This window comes from Teredinibacter sp. KSP-S5-2, assembly GCF_032773895.1.
Taxonomy (GTDB): Bacteria; Pseudomonadota; Gammaproteobacteria; order Pseudomonadales; family Cellvibrionaceae.
The window spans coordinates 1,162,073-1,186,881 of the sequence record NZ_CP120416.1; the positions used below are offsets into that span (position 1 = coordinate 1,162,073).

The following is a 24,809-nucleotide window of genomic DNA, read 5'->3' on the forward strand; positions in this document are numbered from 1 at the left end:
CAGTGTATTACGTTGTTGGAGATGGTTGATGCGTTCAGTTGTTGTTTGGCTGCCATATATTATTAAATAGAATATAAAGGGTGTACTTATGGGTAAAATAAAGCTTGTTGTATTTTGGTTTTTTTCTGCACTGACACTTAGTGCGTGTGTGGGTAGTGTCCCATATAAAAACAGCCAGAATCAAACGATTCCAAAAGCTCCATCTGATAAAGCTCAAATTGTATTTCTAAGAAGCTCCTCAACTTTTGCTGGCGGAAAAATACCTGCGGTATTATTTGATGTGTCCGGAGAAAAGGAGGTTGTAATTGGTGCAATTCCCAATAGAACAAAACTTGTTCACTTGGCTGAGCCGGGAAACCACTATTTTATGGTCCATTCCAATGAGGCCGCTGACTTCTTGGCCGCGGAGCTGCTTCCAGGTAAAACGTACTATGTTCTGGTTCGGCCTTTTCCTGGTGCTGCCACATACAGATTTAGCTTTGCTCCATTTAGAAACAGCTCCTCTGATGAATTTAGTTTGCAATCAAATCGTTTTAAAGAATGGCTAAACTCAACAACTGTTGTCGAACCCACAGATGAAACATACGTTTGGTATCAGAATAATTCTGTTGATGTTAAAACAAAGCGCGAAAAGTACTGGCCAGTATGGTCAGATAAATCTGAGGCGCAACGTGATAGCCAAACAATGAATAAAAATGATGGTGTTTAGGCGTAAACTCGTAAGATATAGCCTCGTTTGCTACTTTACCTCGATCAATAATTTTGCGATTATGGGGTGGGTATGAATCTGATGGGCAGCTTGGTTGTGTACATCTCGTTCAGCTACATCCAAAATTTTGAGCATAATTAATAATAAATAGTTCACTCCCGGCATGGTATATGTCGGGTTGATGCCCCTTTGTTCGTCTTATTAATGATATTGTATTTTACGGGAGTTTTATTGGGCCGAGTTAGGATTAATACTACGGAAACACTATTGCGAAAAAATGCTTTTTTGCGCTGAATAGGTTTTTGTTAGTCAATATCTACGGTTCAATTCTTTGCTAACAACTTACAGGAGTAACGATATTATGTCTAGAATACAGTTAGCCCGTTGGAGTGGGGTGGTTTATTTGCTCCTTATAATAACTGGTATATTTGGTATAGTTTATGTGCCCACAGTTATTATTGACTGGTCTGATCCTGCTGTAACTGCGTCGAATGTCCAAACAAAAGAGTTTTTATTTCGAATGGGCATATTTTCAGAGTTGATATGTTTTATTTTATTCATTGTTTTGCCTCTAATGCTGTACAAGCTTCTACATACAGTAAATAGGGATGCGGCAATATTGATGGTGGTATTTTCTTTAATTAGTATTCCCAGTACCTTAAGTAATGTAGTTAAGCATATTGACATTATATTTCTCTTGGAAGAGCACGCATATCTTCAGGTTATTCCATTGGAACAGTTGCATGCGAAGATAATGTATTTATTTGGGTCGTATAATAATGCAACGTTGGTGTCGAATATTTTTTGGGGTGCATGGTTAATACCTTTTGGTTTTTTGGTCTATAAGTCAAACTTTTTGCCTAAGCTAATTGGCGTATTTCTTGTCCTTGGCGGGGTAGGGTATTTTCTGGAATTTGCCCTAAAGTTCATTTTCACCATAGATCAGGTTCCTTGGTATGTTACTTTGCCAAGTAGTATCGGGGAGTTTGGTGTTTGTCTCTGGCTGTTGATCTTCGGCGTGAAAAAAGAAGTGATAGCTTGATAGTACGCATTCTTGATTTTATTGAGATTCAAAAGAGTCGAGTGTTTTCGACTTATTTTGAATCTCATCTTTAAAGTCTATTTACTCCTGATTCTTTTCCTAGGTCTACAAATCATACTATCCATCAGCAATATGGTTTTTTTTGGGGATTAATATAATGGTATTTACCGCCTTTTTGCCGGAGTGATGAAAATATCCGGTGTTTCGTCACTAGTTCCTGAATACTATATGCGTTTGCAGCTTCTGTGCAGTTGTTTAATGTTTTGTTGAAGGCGCTGGATTGATTAGTAATTCTACCAGTCTTTCTGCAGAAACTGGTGGGCTAAAGAAAAATCCCTGGGCGCATTCACAGGCTGTTGATTTTATGTAGGACATTTGTTTCTCTGTTTCTACACCTTCGGCCGTAATCTTCATATTTAAGGTGCCGGCCAAAAGTATGATTGTGTCAATAATGGCAATGTCTTCCGTATTTTCAGGAATGTTCTTAATAAAACTTCGATCTATTTTAATTCTATGTATGTTTAGCTTTCTAAGGTAACTTATAGAAGAATAGCCTGTACCAAAATCATCTATCGCGATTGACGCTCCTAAGTCTACTAGTGCATCAATTGTTTTTATTGATTTATTTACGTCCTTCATTACCGCCGTTTCAGTGAGTTCCAGCTCGAGATAACAGGCATTCATTCCTGTTTCGTCTAATATGTCTCTTACCTTACTGGCGTAATCGTCAGTGTCCAATTGCAATACCGATATGTTGACTGACATGTTTAATGGCGGTAGGCCTGCTTGGCTCCAGGCCACGCTTTGTCGACATGCTTGTCGGAGTACCCAGTCTCCAATTTGGGTGATAATGCCTGTTTCTTCTGCGACAGGAATAAAGTCGGTTGGCGATACACAGCCGAGCACTGGGTTGTTCCATCGCAATAATGCTTCTACACCGATAATTTCCCCAGAACTTAAATTGAACACGGGCTGATAGTGCAAAACAAGTTCGTCATTTTTAAGTGCTTGTCGCAACAGATTGCTTATCAGAAGTTTATTTCGTACTAGTTGGTCCAATGCAGGGGAGAAGAATTTAAATGTGTTTTTTCCCTGATGCTTGGCGTGATACATGGCGGCATCTGCATTTCTAAGTAAGTCTTCTCTGGTAACTCCGTCATTTGGGTAAATTGCTACACCAATACTGACGCTGACAAACATTTCGTGCCCTTGTAAATTGTAGGACGATTGCATGGACTCAATAATACCTTCTGCCAGGGTCCAAATTGAGTCTTCGGTTTGCAGCGGTTCAACGATGACAACAAACTCATCACCGGAAATTCTTACCAAAGTGTCGTCAGAACTGAGGCTGAAGTTGATACGTTGAGATACTTGCTTTAACAGTTCGTCGCCGCAGCTATGGCCGTAGGTATCGTTTACTTCCTTGAAATTGTCTAAATCAATAAACAGTACAGCTGCCATTTTTTTATGGCGTTGAGCATGTTCTATTGCTTGTTCTAAGCGGTCGTAACCAAGGTAGCGGTTAGGTAATCCTGTTAAGTTGTCGTAAAAAGCCATACGCTTTATTGCTTGTTCCGCTTTTAAACGTCTGGTGTTTTCTCTTTTTAGATGGATTGCATTGCGGCTGACAATGAGAATCAGGGCAAAGGAGCTGACTATCATGAGTGTGAATAATTCATCGAGCTCCCAGTCCTCATGGGCTCGACTGAATTCGTACATCTGGTCAAATAGGTCATTTCGAATCGAGATGTAGAGCAATATTGCAGCGGATGCAACAATCGCAAATATCTCCCAGAAGTACTGAGACCGAAGGAGTAGGACTGCGTGAGGTTTGATTTTCTTCAAAACATCACGCATAACAATAGGATACCAAACCGTTTAACGCCTCGAGGCATGGGGACACAGCTCTTAGAATAAAACAAACAACTTTATTACAAAGGTTAGTTTAGTTTACGGGTGTCACAATGGTAGTCGATTAATAATTTCGGCCACAATCATGAATTAGGCGACAACGAGGAAGATTCTTGTGTGACTATCATGCTTTTCAACGAAAAAAACCGAAAAAACATGATAGATATAGTTGCCTGGTTTGGACGTTTGATATTTCGAATGGTTATGCTATCTCTTTTGAAGTGGGGAATAGCGTCTCATTTTTGAAACTAAGGGGCGAAATCATTCGCTCCTTAGGTCGCCGTATTAATTGCACAGGCCGTCTTCAGGTAGCAGGTGCTCATAACGTGAGTCGGTTAGTGTACGTAAAAAACATACTAGGCCTTCGACCTCATCGTTGCTTAATTTATTTCCATCTTGTAACTCAGTAAACGCGACCGTTTCTGGAACCTCGGGGTCTTTCCATGGGGTACCTGTCTCGGGGTTAATTACATGGTCTGAGTTTGTGAGGAAATGGTCATAAAATTGAATAACTGTTTTTAGTTCGCGAAAAACGCCATTGTGCATATAGGGTGCTGTTACCGCGACGTTCCTTAGCGTTGGTGTTTTAAATTTACCTCGTTCACTTATGTCTGTAACCGCATCATTGCTTAGTAGACCCTCATCAACGAATGATTCATCTTTGCCATTTCGCGCTCGTACATCCACATTTTTGGGAACGCCAATATTATGGTATTCATAGCTTGTGAATAGTTCGCCATCAGTGCCATTGGGCTTTAGCTGGTGGCAGGTGGCGCAGTTGGTAAATTGTTGAGAAAAGAAAAGCGATTTACCTAATGCGGCTTTTGATAACGGGTCGTAAATATATTCTCCTCGAAGAAACTGATCGTATTTGGAGTCAAAAGGAGCAAACTCATCGTTTTTTTCAAATTCAGCAATACTCTCAGCCATTGCCATATAAGCTGTGTCGATGTCGTCAAAAACATCTGGTCCAAATATATGCTCAAAGCTATCAACGTAACGACTATTTTCTTTTAGTCTGTCGACTACACTCGCCTTGTCCGGCATGCCCATTTCTATTGGATTCGTTGGTGGGCCTGCGGCTTGGCTCGCCAAATCGGTTGCTCGTCCGTCAAGAAATTGCCCACCAACAAAACCGTGATAATCGGGTTGCTGACTATTAAAACGAGGGTGAGAACCTGACGCGAACAGAGGGGCAAATCGTGCGTAAGCCGCGGTGGGTGTGTTGCGATCCCCCAGGGAAAATCCGTCATCGCCAAGGGATACGGCGTCCACCAAACCTTCTGGCCCCAGTCGATTGTCGATAAATGCATGGTCTGGATTGTGGCAAGTGGCACAGGATTGTGTTCGGTTAAACGAGAGGTTTGGGTCGGAATAGAGGGCTTCCCCAAGGGAGGACTTGGTGGTAAATGCCGGAGCTGAGGGCTCTGGCTCTGGAGGATTTGTCGATGAAGAACCTCCGCAGCCCGCTGCAAGGGCAATGCTTGTTGAGAGTGTCATTCGGTATATGAGCTTCAAGGTGTCCATTCTACGACCTCGTTTATCCAGCGAAATATTTTGATAGCTGCGGGAGAGCCGCATGCCGATTTGCGGGCGCTATCATAAACAAATTCTATCCGCTTTTGTAATAAAAATGCTATTGATAATTGTTATCAGTCGCATTAGTATCGCCACCCTGAAATAATTAATGCCAATACAAGGCATACATAAATCAATCAGGTTGCAAAGAGCAGTAAGCCGAAGAACAAAAAAATAGGAGCGATACATGAAATTCTTACATTTGGCCGCAGGTGTGGCAGCAATATCTTTACTTGCCAGTTGTGGCGGTGGTGGTTCCAGTTCAGGCGGTGGCTCAAGCTCTTCAAGTTCAAGTAGCTCAGGTGGAATGAGTTTACAACTAGATAACGTTCGAAGCCTGCTAAAAACAAATGCGGATATTGCATTCGCCGCATACAGTGATGCTGTCGATACAGCCGTCGATTTACAAACTGCATTGACTACATTCAAAAATAATCCAACCCAAGAGAATTTGGATGCTGCAAAAATTGCGTGGCTTGTTGCGCGTGAGCCATACGGACAAACAGAAGTTTACCGTTTCCGTTTAAGCCCAATTGATTCAACCGATTACCAAAACGAAGACGGGCCAGAAGGTGACATTAACGCCTGGCCTTTGGGGGAAGCGTTAATTGATTACACCATTTCGGGTACGGATTTTGGGCCGGATCAAACGGATGTTACCAGTCATACCACGGGTGTTAATTTCCCCACAGAAAATATCATCAATTCTTCAGTAGCCATTGATGCAAACCTTATTGCTAAAACGGCAACTGCTGCCGATGAGCACGATGTTATTTCCGGTTATCACGCGATTGAATTTATGTTGTGGGGGCAAGACCTCAACTTGGATGGCAGTGCTGACACAGAAGCCAGCCGTGAGGCATCGACTGTTGATTCAAATGGTTTATTAACCTCCGGTGGCCACCGTCCGTTGACAGACTTTACGACAGATGTGAATGCGTCAAGACGCCATTTATTTATGGAAGTGGTCGCTGCCAAATTGATTGAAGATCTCACAAGTGTACGAGATGGATGGGCAACAGGAGCAAGTTACCGCACAGCCTTCACCACTATCAATAGTGAAACCGAAGCTCTTCAAAAACTGGCTGAGGTGTTAACGGGTATGGGGACGCTTTCGGAAGGTGAACTCGCCGGGGAACGGATGCAAATTGCATTTAGTTCAAACTCGCAGGAAGACGAACACTCATGTTTTTCTGACAATACCCATCGAGATATCTGGCTCAATGCCGAGGGTGTTTCTAACAGCTATTTTGGTGAGTACGCTGGCTACGATAGTACTTTAGATGGCACAGATAACGAAAACGCTCGCGCAGTATCGGGGTATGGTTTTGATGATTTACTGGCGGATATGAACCAAACGTCTTTAGCGGCACAAATGCATGCAGCCTTGTCTGATACTGAGGACGGTTATATCAGCATTGATTCGGAAGCGCGTGCTGGATCTCCAGTGGATGTGTTGATTATGGATGCGAACAGAAACAACACAAACCCAATGTACGCCACAATTATCGCGTTAAATGCACAATCAGCAATTATTTCTGATATTGCCGATGCATTAGGTATTACGGCGGCGGTTGTTGATGATAATGCGTCAGGTTGTAACACCACAAATCCCAACCAATCTTGCGAATAAACACGATTAGGAACCAATCCAGGCCAACCATTACTTACGAGTAACGGTTGGTTTTTATCGCCAGCTTATGTCTGATTGGACACTGGTGTTGAGTTAGGCTTTCGTTTCAACATGAAAAGTCAGACATTTTTTTCTGATTAAAAGAGCACAAAAATGCTGGCCTTAACCTCTCATATACAGGTTATTAAATTGAGTATTGTAAAATATATATGCACAATGCGCCGATTTACTGTTGAGTTTATGTTTTTTTCTGCACTGGCTACTTTAGTTGGGTGTAAAAAAACAGACAATCAATATGCGATTAAATCTGCCCCAACTTTTTCTGAAGCGGAGCATTATCCAGCGGGCGATGCAACGGTTTCATATTTGCCAAGAGCCAGTTTTGAGTTACCCGCGGCTAATTTACCACAAGCGTTAAAATCGGAATTTTATGCGGGAAAAGCATTGGCTAATCAGCCGTGGGTAAAAGCACCTACCATTACCACGGCAAGAGATGGACTTGGGCCTATATACAATGCACGTACTTGTCTGGCGTGTCATATTAACGGTGGAAAAGGGTTGGTTCCCGAATCGACGGATCAACCTCTCTTTAGTGCTTTTGTTCGTGTAAGCCTCCCCGGTGAAGGGGAAAAAGAACAGGGCGCGTTGTTTTTAACTCAGTATGGTGACCAGCTTCAAACACAATCTGTCGCTCTTGCTCATCAATTACAAAAAAACTGGCCGGACAAAATAAAAAATGATGTCGCGCCGGAAGCGTATGTTTACCTGAAATGGAAAACAAAAAACTTTATTTATCCCGATGGTGACAGCGTAACGCTAAGATGGCCAGAGCTGGATATTCGACATTTGGCTTATGGCTCTCTACCTGAAGAAACACTTACCAGCTTAAGGGTCGCTCCGGCCATTATGGGGGCTGGATTAATTGAACTTATTCCACAATCCTCGATAAACGCACTCGCGGACGCCGATGACAAAAACGGCGATGGAATATCCGGCAGAGTAAATAAAGTGTGGGATGCTGTTACTCAGTCTACACAGTCAGGACGTTTTGGATTAAAAGCGAATAGACCCAATATGGATATGGTGGTTGCCGGTGCTTTTGCCAATGACATCGGGGTGACAAATCCGTTATTTCCGGGTCAACCGTGCACGAAAATGCAGGCTAGTTGTTTAAATCAGCCCTCGGGGGATGATGCAGAAGGCGTAGAACTACCCCAACATCTATTGAATTTGGTGATCAATTTTAATCGTAATGTTGGTGTGCCTGCGCGAAGAAAAATACATGGTGAAGCAGGCATCCGCGGCAGAGAAATTTTCTATCAAATCGGTTGCTCCCTTTGTCATCAACCAAGTTTTAAAACAGCAAAAAGCGACGTATATCCTCACTTGTCTGAACAGACTATTTGGCCTTACTCCGATTTTCTGCTGCACGATATGGGGAAGGATCTCGCCGACGGTCGTCCAGATTTTGGTGCAAGTGGAAGTGAGTGGCGAACGCCACCGCTTTGGGGCGTTGGATTGAGTCAGGAGGTAAATGGAAGCAATGCGCTTTTGCATGATGGAAGAGCTAAAACGGTAGAGGAAGCCATTCTCTGGCATGGCGGTGAGGCCGAGCAGAGTAAAACATTATTTGTTGGATTAACCAAAACAGATCGTGATGCTTTGATCCGATTTGTTAACTCTTTATAGCTTCTTGAAAATGAAAAAAACACAATCAAACCTTACCCGTCGAAAACTCATTCACCACAGTATAGCTTTAGGGTTGCCGATAGTGGCAACCCCTAAATCATTTGCGAAGCAAAACCCGTTTAATCGAAGGGAATATTGGGTTTCTGCGCAAGGTAAAACCAATACAACATATGGTCTGGGCTGGTTTAGTGATCTAGGTGTGGACAATAGCAGGAAGGACCCAATTGAAAAACATTCAATTAAAGGGCCTGTTCGCGGCCACGGAGTTGTCCAGCATCCAACACAAAGCCAACTGGTGGTAATGGTTGGGAGGAGACCTAGCCAAATCAGTGTCGTTTTTAATATAGCCCAACCCGAAATTCAAAATGCGTTTCGGTGCGTTTCCCACAGATTTTTTACCGGACATGGTTGCTTTAGTGACGATGGTACTTTGTTCTTTGCCGCTGAGGAAAATTATGAAAATGGTGAAGGTGTTATTGGTGTTTATGATGGTCTTAGTTTTCGATATTTAACAGAGTTTCCTTCCTATGGCTTAGGTCCTCACGAAATTAAATTGATGCCGAACGGACACACTCTGGTGATTGCTAATGGAGGCTTGGTTTCTCAACAGGGAAGCATTGTAAATCTGCACACTATGAACTCGAATCTTGCCTTTGTGGATTCCCGGTCTGGAAAGCTTATTGAAACGCATAAAGTCGATCACGCTAAAGCAAGTTTACGTCACATCGATATTGCTAAGGACGGAACCATTGCTGTCGCAATTCAGGTACAAAGACAAGCGATGGAATCAAATGAGTTGGTGCCTCTGGCGGCAATTTATAAACCGGGCCGAGGATTTATAGCGCTAATACAGCCTGAAACGGTGATTCCCCATCTAAAAGACTATATGGGCAGCGTAGCGATTAACGGTTCGTCACGGTTGGCAGGGTTCACCAGTCCCAGAGGTAATCTGGCCGTTTTTTGGGATATTGATACCGGTGGCTTCAAGGGCTATCACAGCTTTGATGATGTTTGTGGTATTGCGTTATCCCGGTCTGAATCTCATTTTATTTTAAGTTCTTCTTCCGGGCAGATACGGCAACTCGATGCTTATACCTTGCAGGAAAACAAAAAAAACAGATTGCATACACCGGGTATGCATTGGGATAACCACTTAATTCAAATTACAGTGTAAATATAATGCAAAAAATAAAATTCGTATTTAGTAGCCTAGTGCTTTTTCTTTTGGTGGCGTGTGGCGGATCAAGATCAAACGACCCTGTGGTTTTATCGCAGGATAGCCTGGATGTTGCCGTTGAGGAAATTGTCGATACGGCTATTATTCCTGCAACCAATAATTTTTTGCAAAAATCCATTGAACTGGATAATGCAATAGAATCCTTTTGTACCAGTCAATCCATACCTGCGTTGGAAACGGCACAGCTAAATTGGAAAGCATTGGCGGATGCGTGGTATCGACTTCAACCGTATAATTTCGGACCATTGAACGATGATATCGTTTTCCCTTCTTATATCTATATCGATTCTCTACGCCTTAGAGGGACTGACTATACAGAAACTGTTCGCCAGGAAATTCAGCGTGATATTTTGAGTGAGCAGGCTCTTAACTACGAATATTTCAAAAATAAAAACTTTAAATTTGTTGGGCTGCTTGCTCTCGAAATCTCTCTATTTGATTTAACCGCTGCGGATGATCAATTCACTAATATTCGTTTGCTGCAGGAATACACCAGTCAGCCGAGGAAATGTGATGTGTTACGCGGCCTTTCTGCTGCGATGCTTACCAGAGCTGAGTACATCAATAACGGTTGGACTGTATCATTTAAAGGTGAGGCGGCTTCCTATCGTAGTCTGTTTTTATCCGGGAATATTGAAGATGGTAGTGCGCCAGTTAATAAAATTATTACATCTGTGCAAGAGTATCTGGATTATCTAAAAAATAGGGGGGTGGTAAGTATTTCAGACAAGTTATCCGCTCATTCCTGGTCGATGATGGGGGCATCTTTATCCGAAGTAAAAAATATGCTTGCCGGGCGTACTCAAACAAAATTCAATATTTTGGACATAATGTCTGCTGGTGGACATGGACAATCAGTTGAAACGGTTAAAGAAAATATCGCTTTAGCTCAGTCAGCGATAGGAAACAATGATTCCGTTTTGTTTGAATCCGCTGTAGCTCAGTTAGATGGGAATTTTAAGAGAGAAATTCCTAACGGGCTTGAAGTAGAACTAGGTATAACCTTTACGGACGGCGATTAACCCGTTTAAAAGACAATATATAAATACTGAAAATGACGAAGGTAGTTATGAAAAAAAATAATACAACGCCGATGATTGGTTTTATAGCGTTAGGCCTATTGGCGCCTGTTGTGTCTGCACAAAATAATAATCAAATTACCCAGGAAACAATTGATCGGTTGGAAAAACGTATAACTGAGTTAGAGCAGAATATTGAAGTGATGGCTGAGGAATTGGAACACAATTATTCAGCATCTAAGAAAAGTGACAGCCAACTCCATATCGGGGGCTATGGTGAGCTGCATTACAATCACCTTGATCAAGATGGCGAAGATATTCGTGAGATCGATTTTCATCGTTTGGTGATGTTTTTTGGCTACCAATTTAGCGATTCTATTCGGTTTATTTCAGAGCTGGAAGTGGAACACTCTCTCGTCAGCTCGGGAAGCCGGGGCGCTGTGGAAGTTGAGCAGGCCTATTTGGAATTTGATTTATTAAAATCTGCTCAGGTTCGTACTGGTATTCAATTGATGCCTCTTGGAATTATTAGTGAAACTCACGAGCCGCCCACTTTTTATGGCGTAGAACGTCCGATTATTGAAACAACAATCATTCCTACGACGTGGTATTCGGCAGGAATTAGTTGGGTTCACGCTATAGATAACGGTATTAGTTATAACCTGATGCTATCTGAAGGACTCAAAACGGAAGACCCAAATTCCGACCCCAATGCTGACCCTTTTGATTTAAAAGCGGGTAAGCAAAAGGCATCTTTTGCCGATGCTCATGCATTAGCTATAACTGGTCGTATTGCGTATCGGGGTGCAAAGGGCCTGGAGCTTTCGGTATACGCACAGTATCAACCGGACCTGGACCAAAAAGCAGAAGTTTCCTATGCGGAAGATGCCACTTTGGTGGGGGGCCATGTGGTTTATCAGATGGGGGATTTTACCGGCAAGGCACTTTATGCAAGGTGGGATCTTGCTGGTGATGCGGCAGTTGAGGCCGATAAAGATGTACAGGATGGTGGATACCTCGAACTGGGATGGAAGCCCGCGGAATCATGGGGCGTCTTTGTGCGTCAAAGCAGTTGGTCCCAACAGAATGGTGTCGAGGCAGAGCAATCGAAAGTTGGAGTCAACTATTACCCTCATCCAGATGTGGTAATCAAAGCTGATATACAAGTACAAAATGAAGATGCAGGTAACAGTGATGGTTTTAATTTAGGGGTGGGGTATCAGTTTTAACATGACCCACGCTAGGGATAAGTAATCGGGTTTGTGTCCAGTCTGTATTTTTAATGGACGCTAACCCAATGAATTTCAAGAACAAAAAGTCCAAAATTCGCATCCGTGACGATCCTATTCTATACATATAAATAGGGTAAAAAAGGTATTGATAGGGGGAGTATATAGCCTTTCAGTTCAGCGCTCTTCACCGATGGGACCGTATATGAGGAAGATCAGACTTGGCAAGCTTATGCATAGATTGTTGTTCGTCAGCAGTATGTGTGGGTTTTCCATAAATGTCTCTGCTGATGACCTGGTATGTGGAATTGCTAATGGTTTCCCTCCTTATCAATATCAAAGTCTCGGCGTTGTTAGTGGTTTTGATGCAGATGTTCTTCGGCTTGTCGTTAGCCGAACCAATAAAAACTTAAAATTTGCTCCAGGCAAATGGGATGATGTAATTAACTACCTGAGAATTGGCAAAGTTGACTGCATTTCGGGAATGGAGATAAATGAACTACGCAAAAAGTATTTTGATTTCACGACAGAATACTATCATCGTTATGATGTGGTGTTTGTTCGAGCCGACGATGACAGCATAAAAACGATTGATGATTTATATGGTAAAAAAATTACCGGTGATCGACATTCCTTTGTCGAAAACTACTGGAAGAATAAAGGCATCAAAGAACATATTCGAATTAAGCAAACGGGAACTAAAGAGCAAGCGATGGAATTGCTTTATCAAAAAGATACTGTTGCGGCGATTATGCCTAAGGCGGTGGGCTTATACTTAGCCAAGCAGTTGGGGTTTAGTGTAAAAGTGTTGGAAAACCCCGATCCGGGGTCGCCAGTAGCGATTGCGGTCAAAAAGGGGAATGCAAGTTTATTGCAATCACTGGATTCAAGTCTTAGAGCACTGATTGAAGAAGGTGAAATCGAAAGGTTGTATCTGCAATGGTTCTGACCTGGTTAAATGTAAGAGCAACTCTTTTCTAAAGCGTATCGTTACAACGTATTCATTCACTTCATATACCTCCCATGTATAGCGTTGATCGGTTTAGCAAAAAGAATCTGTTGGGTTTACCCAGTCACGCGTAAATAGCGTTATCTAGTGTTTATTGCCGCGATTCTCGGACCAGCCAAATAAGCGGTGATTGGTTAATGCTGCGTTGCTCGTTCAAATTATAAGCGGACAAAAAACGATCTGACCTTTTTGATTGATTTGTATCCAATTATTACTGTGAATGATTTATATTGCGCCACAACTAAAGGTTAAGGTGCCAATTTCACTTTTTTTTGACAAAGGTATTTTATACATCCAATAGATGTATTATTATCCTCGCCATATTAAGCATGGAATAGTTGCACACCCGGTCTAGCAAGTTTTTTGTGCAATTGAACGATACTCATCCAACCAAAGCTTTAATGCAAAAATAACAACATAATTAAAGAATGGGTAAGTTGTGAAAAAAAGGTTTTTGGTATTAGACAGTTTTCGTGGTCTGTTTGCCTGTTGCGTTGTTGTATTTCATTTAGATGTATTAAATAGCGTTACAGAGTCAACATTCTTTCGAGGCAGCAGTCTATTCGTTGAATTCTTTTTTGTACTCAGCGGTTTTGTGTTAACCCACGGGTTTGCATACAAAGAGCGTTTACCTTTTAGCAAATTTATTCTATCCAGATTCTTTAGGATTTTTCCCCTGCATCTGGTCATGCTGTTGGTGTTTATTGGTTTTGAGTTAGGTAAGGTTTTTGCGTATCAGCATGGCTTTGCTTTCAATAACCCCCCGTTTTCTGATGCACAAGCTGCAAGCCAAATACTGCCAAATCTATTTCTGTTCCATTCGTTGACGCCATATACCGAGTTACTCTCGTTTAATTATCCCTCCTGGAGTATTAGCGTTGAGATGTTTGTATACCATATTTTTTTCTTTACGCTTTTGGTAAAAGGATTTGGGCGGGGTGCTATTTGGTTGTTACTAATAGCCACGATGTTTTATCTGTTTTGGGTGGCGAGTGCATGGCCAATAGATGAAGTTAAGCGAGGTTTATACAATTTTTTTCTTGGAGCTTCGCTTTACCCTGTGTACAAAAAATTTCAGGCATTGAATTTAGACTACAAACTAGCAAGTTTTCTGGAATTAATTGCCCTGGTATGTGTTGTGAATATTGTTGTATATCAAGGAAATTATTACGTCCGAAATACAATTGCTACAGTCATATTTGGTTTTTCAATTCTTGTCTTTTGTTTCGAGCGAGGCGTAGTTTCAAAAATCCTGATTAAGCCATTTTTTGTTCGCCTCGGAGAATTGTCATACTCAATATATATGATTCATGCCGCGCTTTTATTTTGTGTTACCTCGGTATTGATGGTTTGTCAGAAATTTCTGGTTGTGGAGTTTGCTCCGATAATCGAAGGAAAGAGAGTCTTGGATTTAGGGAGTGAAAGCCTGAACAACATACTTGTTTTGGTTATCGTGTTATTAGTGGTGTGGTGTTCCAGATTGACTTATAAGTACATTGAAAAGCCTGGCCAGCAACTCGGGCGACAGTGTATCCAAATGTTTACTGATACGGATAATAATAAAAAAATTAAGGCGTGGGGTAGTTTGACGCCGAAAAGTAAATACTAATTTCTCGAAGTTTCAATTCTCTAATGTGAACTGCGTAGGTAATTTAGGAGGAGAGATTTAACTGTTTTATTTAATATATCCAATAGATGTATTAAGTATGAGGCCAGTGTCAGGATGTTCTGGTTTTTCATTAAAAGGAATAAAAGTTGTTCACTACCGGCTGATTGTTGGCTTATGTGGACAAAATAAAAACAAATATAAATGAAATAATTATTTTTTAGTAGCTTCTTTGAGGTGGCAGGTATGAACGAAGGTATGAATAGTATTACTCCAATACTGCTCTATTCGGTTGCTTTACTACTAAGTTTTTTTGTAACGCTGGTATTGGTTCCGCAAGCAAAAAAAATTGCGGAGTATGTTGGTGCAATAGATACGCCAAACCATCGCCGGGTAAACACCGAGTGTGTGCCCAGCATGGGTGGGGTGGCCATGTTTGCAGGGTTTATTATTTCTCTATTGGCTGTGGCAGTTTTTTCGCTAAAGTTTGACTTGTTTAAACTTGACTATGTTCGCGAGTTAAGTGTCTTAATCGTTGGTTGTCTGGCGATTGTCGGCTTGGGTGTGATTGATGACTCTATTGGCGTAAAAGCACATCTGAAGCTTATGATCCATTTGGGGATCGGTTTGTATACAGCTTGTATGGGGCTAAAGGTCGATTCCATATATATTCCTTTTATGCAGGAAGTCCAGCTTGGTGTGTTTTCCATTCCAATCACCGTCTTATGGATTGTTCTTGTTGTCAATGCAATTAATTTTATAGATGGTTTGGATGGCCTGGCGGCCGGAATTGTATTCCTTACCTCGTTGTTTATTATTTATTACGGAGTTAAAAACGGCCATTTTTTACTAGGATTAGTTTACTCTGGCCTTCTCGGTTCTCTTATTGGGTTCCTCTTTTTTAATTTCAATCCCGCAAAGCTTTTTATGGGAGATTCCGGTGCCTTCTTCTTGGGTTATATCATTGCGACCGGGGCTTTGGTTCAGGAAGGTGGGACAGTTGAAACAAATATATGGGTTCCTGTTCTTGCTCTTGGTTTACCTATTCTGGATTTTTTGACCGCCGTTGCACGACGTATATTGAATAAATCCTATTTTGTTCCCGATAAAGACCATATTCATCACAAGCTGCTAAAGAAGGGGCTATCACATAAGACTGTCGTACTGTTTATGTACTGCATTTCGGTTATTTTTGGTATGGCAGCGTTAATTGTCTCAAATGGAAAAGCTTATGAAGTTTTTCCAACGATTGCTTTTCTTGGGTGTTTTGTCCTCATATTTTTGAATATGTTGGATATTTTTAAAAAAACCTAGATAAATAAAATGAGACGGTAATGAAAAATCTTTCCATTAAAAACGGAACGGTTGCAATAGAATACTTCGTAATGATGTTTCTAATAGTGGGAATCATTATAGGTAATCGTCCGTTTGTTCAAATAGGATTCAAAGACTTATATGTCTTTGAGTTTCTGGTTGCAACGATTGCTGCTTTTACTGCAGTGAAATTGTTTATTTTAAGCGCGGATCGGGATTTTAAAGAATATGTATTGAATGAACGATTTTCGCCATTTTATGTTCTGCTTGCCTATGGTGTGTTCCAGCTTCTAGTGGGAGAACACTCGGTATTGGCAATTAGGCAAAGCATGATGTTGTTCTACTCTGGTCTGGTATTCGTTTTTATCCTGGTCTTTTCCGATCTGGAGAGGCTTAAGGCCAGCCTGATGTTGCTGCTCATTCCATCTGTTGTACTTATTGCTGGGAAGCTTATCTATTACAAGTCGACCGGGGTGTACTACGATATAGAACCGGACAGGGTTATGCATAACGAAGTTGATACGATTGCTGTGCCTATTGCATGTATTGGACTGATTCTTTTTGCCAAAGAACTGGTAAACAGATATGGGCGTTTTGTTTTCTTTTGTTTGTGTATTTTGGCATTGATTGCCTTGGCGCTGCCTTTTAAACGTACTTCCTTTATAGGTTTGCTTGCCGTTGGTGTGGCGATGTTAACCACGCCAATGTCCAGAGGCCTCATCGGTCAAGTCAAGAAACCGCTGTTGCTTCTCCTCATCGTTGCTGCTGTGGCGTTACTTTCTGCGTTCTTTTTTTCTTCGACATTTCATGAGTATATGACTAGTTTTGTTGTGAAAAAAATGGACATCGTCAATGAGGGTAATGCATCTTGGCGTTGGTTGGCCTGGAAATCTGCCTTTGATCGTTTTCTTGAATCACCCTGGATCGGAATAGGTTACGGTCAAAGAATTCTTACTCAAACCGTTTGGTTAGTGGACACGGATGATCCACACAATTCGTATCTGGCGTTTATGGCAAGACACGGCATTCTTGGAGTGATAATTTTTTCTGCAATTATTAAATCCACTTTTTCTCGATATCTATTTTTTATTCATTCCTATCGAAACCATGAAGTTGGAAAGATAGCTCTGTTTGGTTATCTCGGTTTTGTGTTTTGTCTAGTATATCCAATTTTTAATGTTATGCTGGAGAGTCAGCATCAAGCTGTTTTCTTCTGGTTTTTTCTGGCAATGCCTTATGTGTTGGAAAGGATTTGCATTGGGAAAAGTACTGACTACCAAGAACGAAAACGAGGTATTTTTCTAGTAAACAGTGTATTTATTTTATGGTTGATAATGTATGGACTACTTATTGTATCACCTTTGAATATCACCAAAGAAATTGATATTTATTCACCAGAAGCGCAAGGGCAAATGCCAGTACCGTTAATTTCAAACTTGGTTCCCATCTCCGAAAACCCTTATAAAGAATATCATTATGATTTTGAGGCAGTCGTGGCAGAGCAATATGAGGATGGTATCTATCTTTTTCTTGAAGATCAGAAAGGACACCACTCGTCCCTGATTTGGGTGCTGCCAAGGTTATCGAAAAACTATCGAATTGATAATCTGGATGAGTACTACTTTGTTCTAGAGTTGGAGGAACCATCTGACTATAGATTAAGTTTTACCGTCGCAGATCGCTTTGGTCATATCGATGAGGTGAGTTTTGATCGAGGAGAAAAAGTGTACAAAATTCCTCTTGCTGCATTCAACGAAGACGTTCTGATGGAAAGTAAACTGGAAGTAATGTTTGCCATGAATTTTTTCCCGGATGCCAAAAAAGGGGAGATGAAAATTCAGCGGTTACGTATTCTTCGTGATTCTAGCGAAGGGTTCGATTCCTGAGAGGCTGGTTTGACTGGCTATCCGCCGAGGATTATATAATGAAAAAAATAAAAATTGCCGTCATTGGCTTAAGGGGTTTTCCTAGTGTGCAAGGCGGAATTGAAACACATTGTGAAAATCTTTATCCACGGTTGGTGGATCTAGGGTATGAGGTCACTGCTTACGGTCGAAAGCACTATATAGGTAACAAACCGTATCATTTTGGTGGTGTTAACCTTGTTCCTGTTTCCTGTCCAAATCATGCTTTTTTTGAAACAATTATTTATACATTTTTTGCGCTTATTAAAGCCTTTAGGTATAAGCCGGATATTATTCACTTTCATGCAATGGGGCCGTCTTTGTTTGTCCCAATTTGTCGACTGCTGGGGTATAAAGTGGTCTCAACTCATCATGGCTTGAATTATCTGGATGATAAGTGGAACACGCTGGCGAAATGGTTTCTTCGTCTGGGGGAAAAGCATATGGCTATGGCGAATTGTGTAATATCTGTCTCAAATGTTATTAGTGCAATGATGCGCGATCGATACAATGCAAAAGTTGTTCGTATACCTAATGGCATAAATCTACAAGAAAAGTCTGCCGGAAATGATTACCTGAAGAAATGGTTGTTGATTGGAGAAAAATACGTTGTCTATATAGGGCGTTTTGCACCCATAAAACGTCCCGATTTTCTTCTGGAGGCTTTTGCGAAAGTTGGCAGGGATGTAAAGCTGGTACTAATCGGTGATAGTGATTGTCGGGATAGCTATTCCGATCATGTTAAATCCCTGGCTCAACAAACCAAAAATGTAATACCTACTGGTTACTTAAAAGGAGAGGAGCTTCAGCAGTTACTAGCTGGAGCTGAATGCCTGATTTTGCCATCGATACACGAAGGCTTTTCAATCGTTTTATTGGAGGCCTTAGTATATGGCGTCCCCTGTCTTGTGAGTGATACAGCAACGAGGGAGATTGAACATCCGATAATTCGATATTTCAAAGGAAATGATATGGACGATTTGGTGGGCAAGATAGAAAAGTTTGAAAATAAAGTTACCGAATCCGAAAAGAAATCGGCTAAAGAGTATCTATTAAAAACATTTGATTGGGCGTCGATAACCCAGTCAACTTCTCAAGTTTATCAAAATGTGATGGGGTGGGAATAATGAATAATATAAACCCAGAACAAAATTTAAATCTGTCCTCTGAACCGGGTGTGCCCATAGAGTATGGCGGGTCTAATCGATTTGCATGGTTTGATTCGATGCTGAATAAAGAAAACGTTATTTGGTATACCACTTTTATTTTTATCGTCACATTGTCGTTGTTTAATATACATGTTAAAGAAGTGTATGTTAATAATGTCTCGTTAGAAGTGTTTTTTACTTCAATCTTGAGCGTGGGATGTGTATATCTTCTTTTTGTTTCTAATGCTCATCGATCCCATCTGTGGAGCATAGTGTCGTCGGAAAAGATATTTTTCTTGTGTCTTGTTTCTTTTTTTGTCTTTGGGCTGGTCAGTTTTGTATCTCGCTTTAACGACAGCTACTTGATGTTGGATCAGATATCGATCACGCTAAATGTTGTTTGGGTGGCGATTTTTACCTTGTTTTTGTGTAAGCAGGAGCGGTTACACTTTTTTCTATTTTTCTTTTGTGTATTTGTTTCTGCAGTAAACGGGATGAAAATTCTGGGGTATTATTTTTTAGGCGAAAATTACAATGGCGAAGTGTTTCGTGTGTTTCACAATGAAACAGATGTAATTCTAGCTGGCTTGTGTCTGTTGGGGTTATGGGTTTGTCACAACGTTATCAAGCAAAGAAGTAAGTTGATTTGGTTTGTGTTGTGTTGTGCGAATGCGTTTATATTGGCTATCAGTGTGAAACGCTCTGCGTTTGCCTCCGTATTTGTAATACTGTTGATTTACCATGTGTTTTCAAGACGCAATGCTTCATCAAAAAAAGACGACTTGTTTTTCTGGTTGTCCTGTTTGGTCGTAGCGGTGTTTGTTGTAAGCTACTTTTTTCCGGATTTGTTTGTTTACTTGTCAAATAAGACAGATATTGCAAACGAATCGGGGGCTGCTTGGCGATGGCAGGCATGGAGTTCGGCGTGGACACTCTTCCAGGAAAACTGGTTGTTCGGGATTGGTATTGATCGTTTTCCGTTAGCGTCACACATCGATAGCTCCAACCCTATATACGTCCATAATTCTTTTTTGGCTGTTTTGGTGCATTATGGCCTGGTGGGCGGAATATTATTATTTCTATGCATATTTTTAAGCTTGAGTAAGCAGATAAAGAATATAAAACGATCAAAAAATGAAGTGGATCGTCAAATACATATATTTATTTTGTGCGCTCAAATATTTATTCTGTTGTTTTCCAGTTTTAACTATGTGTTAGAAAATCTTTACCAGGGAATATTTTTCTGGTTTTTCATGTCTGCTCCCTTTCTTCAATTTGGTTTCTCCGATTCAACTGGTTCAAACGGTCGATCGGTAAATTATACCAATCTGAATAAGCTATTCTTGGTTCTACTTGCGGTATTTCTAGTTAGTTCGGTGGCGTCAACGAGGAAGCTGAACAATCTTGTGATGTTTGATAGCTTGAAGAACGGACGATTACCTTTTGTTGTTGCGGATAGTGGTAATGGTGTTCAGGAGCTTACCTATAGTGATATCGCGAAACTGGATTCAACCGGTCTGGAGATTGTTCCTCTGTTTAAGAATAGTCAACTTGTAGAGTCTGAGTGGGTTTCGTTGATATGGGTAGTTCCCGATTATTTGTTCAAGCAGGATAAGGATGCAATCGACTATGCGATAACAATGGAGGTTGAGGGTGTGCTGCCTATTGGAACGGATTTTAGTTTAACCGGTGGCGAAAATGAATCGGTATCCCTGATAGATATAGGTTCCGAAAAAAATATTTATCAGTTTCCTCTGAGTTTACTTGGTGGAAAATCAAAGCTTCTAAAAAATGGCGTTTCTTTCTCGATAAACCTTCCTCATGAGGAGACATTTGAATCCTTTAAAATTAAGACCATTCGTTTAGTCGATATTGGAGATGTACGGAATAAGGGTGAAATATTCGATCGAGACGGATTAAACCAGAAACCAAGCATAACAGATGAGTCCTACAGAATTATACAGATTGACAACCGCCCAATAGGAATGAAGGTTGATTTATCTGATATTCAGGAACTTAAGTATGCTGAGCTGGTATGGCAGATACCGCCAAGTAGTCAGAAGCTACTTACACCCGAAAGTGATATGGAGGTTCGTGTGGAATTTACGGGTAGTATTCCGTGGGGGCTGGGTCTTTCGCTGGGCGGTGAAAACGGTTTTGGTGATGTTGTCTATAGCTCTGAAAATATTGGTCATAGTTTGATATTTTCTTTAAGAGATATGTATGACTTTTCGGATATTGCGCAACGTTTAAGGTTAGTTATTCACGACGGTATTGAGCAGGACAGTTTTTATATAAAACGGATTAGTCTCGAGCCGGTAAGAAGAAATGTGTTCGATGTGCATCACATGGATAAAATGCCGAGCAATGCGTATCAGGAAGGGCTGGACCCTATCAAATTTGAAAGGACTGATGTTGGTTTATTGGTCAGGTCTGTTCAGGTTTTTCCTGGCTGGTCGGTGTTCGATTTGCCACTTCGTCTTGATATGGCAATTAAAAAACTGGAAACCTTTTACTTAATTGTTGATATGAGTTATTCGCAATCGATTAAGCCGGAATTTAACCTTATTTATCGGATCGACGATGATTACCGCTTTTTTGGAGTTGGTGTCGATTATTGTCAGAATAGGGTGATTGTGCCGCTATCTAGCATTATTCGGGAAAACCCCGATATTAATCTGGAAAATATTGTTTCGTTGCAGTTTGATATGCCCTCGACTGAGCATGATATGGCGTTAACTATCCGAGGTGTGACTCTTGAAAAGTATCCTTCAGTATGTAAAAGAGGTATAGAACTATGATGAAAAGAATAGGGAAGTATTTCTATCAGTTTGCTGGCGTTGGCTTACTTTTGTGGTTGATTTGGGGGATAGGTATCAATGCTATTTGGGATGCCGTAAGCAATGTGTCAGTGACCTCTCTGGTATTGTTATGCTTTATTGGAGTGTTGTCTCTTTGTCTTCGCATGATCAAAGTTTCCTTGCTTAACTCTAATCTTACATGGCGTGACAGTTCAGAGATTGCCTTAATTTCTCGTATAGGTGCGCAGATATCTATGTTTTTATCTATCGCGCCGGTCGCTCAGAAACGCTTCAGACAGGCAAGCGTTCTAAACGGTTTACTTGTCGATAGAGTGTTGGAAGTCCTGGCAACACTCGTTATAGCATTGTTATTTTCTCTTCTTCTTATCTTTAAGCATGATTGGATAGGAGTTTTTTCTGCTATTTTTTCCTTTCAGATCATTGTTTTTTTTCTTTTTCTTCGAGTGAAAATTCGTAAATTCTCAAGATTTAATATTGTGCATAAAATTGTTGAACAATTGGATAGGTTTACGTCGACCTTCTTGAAGGAGAAAAAACTATTGCTCCGGTTGTCCGCCTTAACGTTTGTGGCAACTTTATGTGATTTCTTATGCGTTTTTATTGTGTTTGGTGCGCTTGGAGTAGAGTTTCATTTTGGCTACATACCCATTATTTGGGCTGTTTCGTCAACTGTTGGAATGATTACATTTCTTAATGTGGGGCCGTCCGAAATTTCCTGGGTTTATCTATTTACCACTCTGGTTAACGTGTCATCGGTTTACACGTCAGCAATGATATTGATAACGCGATTTTTTGATATCGTGGTTCTGTTAATGACCTACATTGGAATTGCAATAGTAAAATCATTGTCTGAAGAAAGAATTAAACCTGTGTTGACGTCACCGAGTGACAACGGGATTTAGACCGCTTCTGTATATTTTGAGAAAACCGGATAATCGCATGTCGAGAAGTGTTAAATTTTGCAGTTTCCCGGTGATATTTATTCTAGGCAAGCTATGCATATGGTTGATGTGATCAGGAAAAATAGAACCTTCACGAGTTGTGGTTGCGGTATGGTAGTCACATTCTCTAGCGATGGAGAATTCGCGAAGGTCGGCTTCATTGAGTGTGCCAAATGGGTAGGCAAAGTGGTTAACCGGGGTGGATATTATGGACTCTAGTTGTTGTTTTGATTTAAGTAACTCGCTTTTTGCATCATTCTGGTTGAGTTGTCTCAAGTTGTAGTGGTTTATGGTATGAGAGCCAATAGTGCAAAACTCGGAGTTTGCCAATTCCTGGATTTGTTCCCAGGTTAAAGTTTGGCTTTTATAGGTATGTATTGATAGGTGATAGTCGGTCTCAATTTGCTGAAGAAAGGTGAGAAGCTTCTGCTTGGGAAGAGAAAGTATAAGCTGTCTTAGATAACTATAAGCTTTTGTTTTCTGCTTAAATGTGTGGCAAAAGATAGTGTGATTTTGGTTGTCAAATGTGAATGATAGCTGAGAGTGGTTAAGTAATAGGTCTTCTATAAGATACCACCATAGAAGACAGGTTTTATCTGGATAAGACGTGGAAACGTAGATAGTAAAAGGCACGCGATGCTTCTTGAATAAAGGATAAGCTATTTCGTAGTTGTCAACGTATCCGTCGTCAAAAGTGAAGCATATAAACGGCTTTTTACTTTGAGTGCGAATGCGATTGCCTATGTCATCCAGTGATATTATTTGGTATCCAGATGACTTTAAATGAATAATAACTTTTTCCAAAAACTCAGGCGTTATTTCAAGTGCTTTGTTGTGAGGAAGTCGAGGCTGTTCTGGTAGCACACGATGAAACATGAGTATGCTGCCAAGCCCGGAATAAATGGGTGATAGTAGTTTGTGTACTTTTGTGTGCTTAAACACGTTAAGGCCACTGTGAATAATGTGTTTTTTCATTGTTTTAATGTTTTGACTTAATGTGGGTATAAAAATATCACACATTTATTTGATTGTCTGGTTTGTTGTTTGTCTTTTTGTGTATGGCTTGAATATGAAAATAAATGTAATTGTTTTTTTGTTTTTTCTTGTTGGATCAAATTACGTATATGCGCAAGATTATAAAAAACAAGCTGAGTTAAGTGATTTTTCAATCTGGTCTGAGGCATCTATGGGATATGACGATAATGTATCCCAAACTTCCGGTAGTTTGGAAAACTATAGTAATCAGGGTGATCAGTATTCTGAAATTATGTTTTCTGGTGACGCCAAGTTTTGGAGAGAAAAAAACCATGCTGTCGGCCTTGAAGTGTTTTTTCAGGATAAAAGCTATCTTGACTTGGAAAGCTATGACTATCAGGCTACGGATTTAATGTTATGGGTAGGTAAAACTGATCGATTGTTTTTTCCTCGGTTGGGTATCGGTTACGCGCGTGCCTTTTATGGTCCAGATTTGTACGAAGATTCATATCGGTATTCCATTTCAGGGAAGAAAACTATCTCTGATATGCTGGATGTAAAGTATAGGCTTAATTTTGATGAACAGAATGCAGAGGAAAGCATTAATTTTCTGGATGGAAAGAAACGCTACTTCGAGTTTTTTGTGGGTAACTACGTATATTGGAACCTTCAATATCAATTTGAATACAATAATAGAAAAGACATTCATGATTCCGATGGTTACAGTGAAAGCTTTTCGCCGAAAAGGCATTCTATTCAAGGTTGGGCAGCAACCCCAAAATATCATAATTTTGGAGTTAATTTGGAGTATAAATATTCTGATATCCGTTACAGTAAGGTGGGGGTTGCCCCCGTTAGAGAAGATATTGAACAGGCATATGCCATAACCGGAGTTTATTCTTTTGAAAACGGTGTTGAAGTTGGCGCTAGAATGAGAGAATCTCATTTGAACTCAAGCTATCCGGATAATTCCCATAGAAAAACTGAAATAATGTTGTTTATTTCTGGGTACTTTGAGTTTTCAGGTATTTAATATTTTTTCG

18 protein-coding genes are annotated in these 24,809 nt (G+C 40.6%); 15 read left to right on the top strand and 3 right to left on the bottom strand.

The annotated features are described in order from the left end of the window. Nucleotides 1–88 precede the first annotated feature (88 nt). Together P5V12_RS05550 and P5V12_RS05555 are read left to right on the top strand one after the other, a co-directional pair. A complete protein-coding gene (locus P5V12_RS05550; RefSeq protein WP_316956309.1) occupies nt 89–709 on the top strand; it encodes a hypothetical protein in 621 nt (206 codons plus the stop codon). 361 nt (nt 710–1,070) lie between these two features. Then, nucleotides 1,071–1,751, top strand: a complete 681-nt coding sequence (locus P5V12_RS05555; RefSeq protein ID WP_316956311.1) for a DUF4386 domain-containing protein — start codon at nt 1,071–1,073, stop codon at nt 1,749–1,751. A gap of 255 nt (nt 1,752–2,006) precedes the next feature. On the opposite strand, the gene P5V12_RS05560 is transcribed toward P5V12_RS05555, so the two are convergent. Both P5V12_RS05560 and P5V12_RS05565 read right to left on the bottom strand, forming a co-directional pair. Beyond that, entirely contained in the window at nt 2,007–3,608 is a 1,602-nt protein-coding gene (locus tag P5V12_RS05560; RefSeq protein ID WP_316956313.1) for a putative bifunctional diguanylate cyclase/phosphodiesterase, read from the bottom strand. 339 nt (nt 3,609–3,947) lie between these two features. Then, complete coding sequence (locus P5V12_RS05565; RefSeq protein WP_316956315.1) at nt 3,948–5,189, bottom strand: cytochrome-c peroxidase; 1,242 nt, start codon at nt 5,187–5,189, stop codon at nt 3,948–3,950. Nucleotides 5,190–5,427: 238 nt separating this feature from the next. Here P5V12_RS05565 and P5V12_RS05570 point away from each other — a divergent pair, with 238 nt between their 5' ends. From P5V12_RS05570 to P5V12_RS05625, 12 genes are all read left to right on the top strand, one after another. Next, the gene (locus tag P5V12_RS05570; RefSeq protein WP_316956317.1) at nt 5,428–6,873 is read left to right on the top strand and encodes an imelysin family protein; all 1,446 of its coding nucleotides are present in this window, start codon (nt 5,428–5,430) and stop codon (nt 6,871–6,873) included. Between the two features lie 153 nt (nt 6,874–7,026). Continuing rightward, a complete protein-coding gene (locus tag P5V12_RS05575) occupies nt 7,027–8,562 on the top strand; it encodes a di-heme oxidoredictase family protein (protein ID WP_316956319.1) in 1,536 nt (511 codons plus the stop codon). 10 nt (nt 8,563–8,572) lie between these two features. Continuing rightward, on the top strand, nt 8,573–9,736 hold the full coding sequence (locus P5V12_RS05580; RefSeq protein WP_316956321.1) for a DUF1513 domain-containing protein: 1,164 nt from the start codon (nt 8,573–8,575) through the stop codon (nt 9,734–9,736). Nucleotides 9,737–9,741: 5 nt separating this feature from the next. Beyond that, complete coding sequence (locus P5V12_RS05585) at nt 9,742–10,821, top strand: imelysin family protein (RefSeq protein WP_316956322.1); 1,080 nt, start codon at nt 9,742–9,744, stop codon at nt 10,819–10,821. Between the two features lie 47 nt (nt 10,822–10,868). Next, nucleotides 10,869–12,047 (top strand): porin, encoded by a 1,179-nt coding sequence (locus P5V12_RS05590; protein ID WP_316956323.1) that lies wholly within the window; start codon nt 10,869–10,871, stop codon nt 12,045–12,047. Between the two features lie 205 nt (nt 12,048–12,252). Beyond that, nucleotides 12,253–12,996 carry a transporter substrate-binding domain-containing protein gene (locus P5V12_RS05595; RefSeq protein ID WP_316956325.1) on the top strand — a complete coding sequence of 248 codons (744 nt, stop codon included), beginning with the start codon at nt 12,253–12,255 and terminating at the stop codon, nt 12,994–12,996. A 499-nt stretch (nt 12,997–13,495) separates the two neighbouring features. Continuing rightward, complete coding sequence (locus tag P5V12_RS05600; RefSeq protein WP_316956327.1) at nt 13,496–14,665, top strand: acyltransferase; 1,170 nt, start codon at nt 13,496–13,498, stop codon at nt 14,663–14,665. Nucleotides 14,666–14,908: 243 nt separating this feature from the next. Continuing rightward, nucleotides 14,909–15,976, top strand: a complete 1,068-nt coding sequence (locus tag P5V12_RS05605) for an MraY family glycosyltransferase (RefSeq protein WP_316956328.1) — start codon at nt 14,909–14,911, stop codon at nt 15,974–15,976. Nucleotides 15,977–15,996: 20 nt separating this feature from the next. After that, nucleotides 15,997–17,862: an O-antigen ligase family protein gene (locus tag P5V12_RS05610; protein WP_316956330.1), complete on the top strand. Its 1,866-nt coding sequence runs from the start codon at nt 15,997–15,999 to the stop codon at nt 17,860–17,862. 38 nt (nt 17,863–17,900) lie between these two features. Beyond that, a complete protein-coding gene (locus tag P5V12_RS05615; protein ID WP_316956332.1) occupies nt 17,901–19,007 on the top strand; it encodes a glycosyltransferase family 4 protein in 1,107 nt (368 codons plus the stop codon). After that, nucleotides 19,007–21,829 carry an O-antigen ligase family protein gene (locus tag P5V12_RS05620; RefSeq protein WP_316956334.1) on the top strand — a complete coding sequence of 941 codons (2,823 nt, stop codon included), beginning with the start codon at nt 19,007–19,009 and terminating at the stop codon, nt 21,827–21,829. Before P5V12_RS05615 ends, P5V12_RS05620 begins: the two co-directional genes overlap by 1 nt. Beyond that, nucleotides 21,826–22,752 carry a lysylphosphatidylglycerol synthase domain-containing protein gene (locus tag P5V12_RS05625; RefSeq protein ID WP_316956335.1) on the top strand — a complete coding sequence of 309 codons (927 nt, stop codon included), beginning with the start codon at nt 21,826–21,828 and terminating at the stop codon, nt 22,750–22,752. Before P5V12_RS05620 ends, P5V12_RS05625 begins: the two co-directional genes overlap by 4 nt. On the opposite strand, the gene P5V12_RS05630 is transcribed toward P5V12_RS05625, so the two are convergent. Continuing rightward, entirely contained in the window at nt 22,729–23,766 is a 1,038-nt protein-coding gene (locus P5V12_RS05630) for a polysaccharide deacetylase family protein (RefSeq protein WP_316956337.1), read from the bottom strand. The two genes, P5V12_RS05625 and P5V12_RS05630, sit on opposite strands and share 24 nt — an antisense overlap. A gap of 94 nt (nt 23,767–23,860) precedes the next feature. Between P5V12_RS05630 and P5V12_RS05635 the strand changes: the two genes are divergently transcribed. Beyond that, the gene (locus tag P5V12_RS05635) at nt 23,861–24,799 is read left to right on the top strand and encodes a hypothetical protein (protein WP_316956339.1); all 939 of its coding nucleotides are present in this window, start codon (nt 23,861–23,863) and stop codon (nt 24,797–24,799) included. Nucleotides 24,800–24,809: the final 10 nt, after the last annotated feature.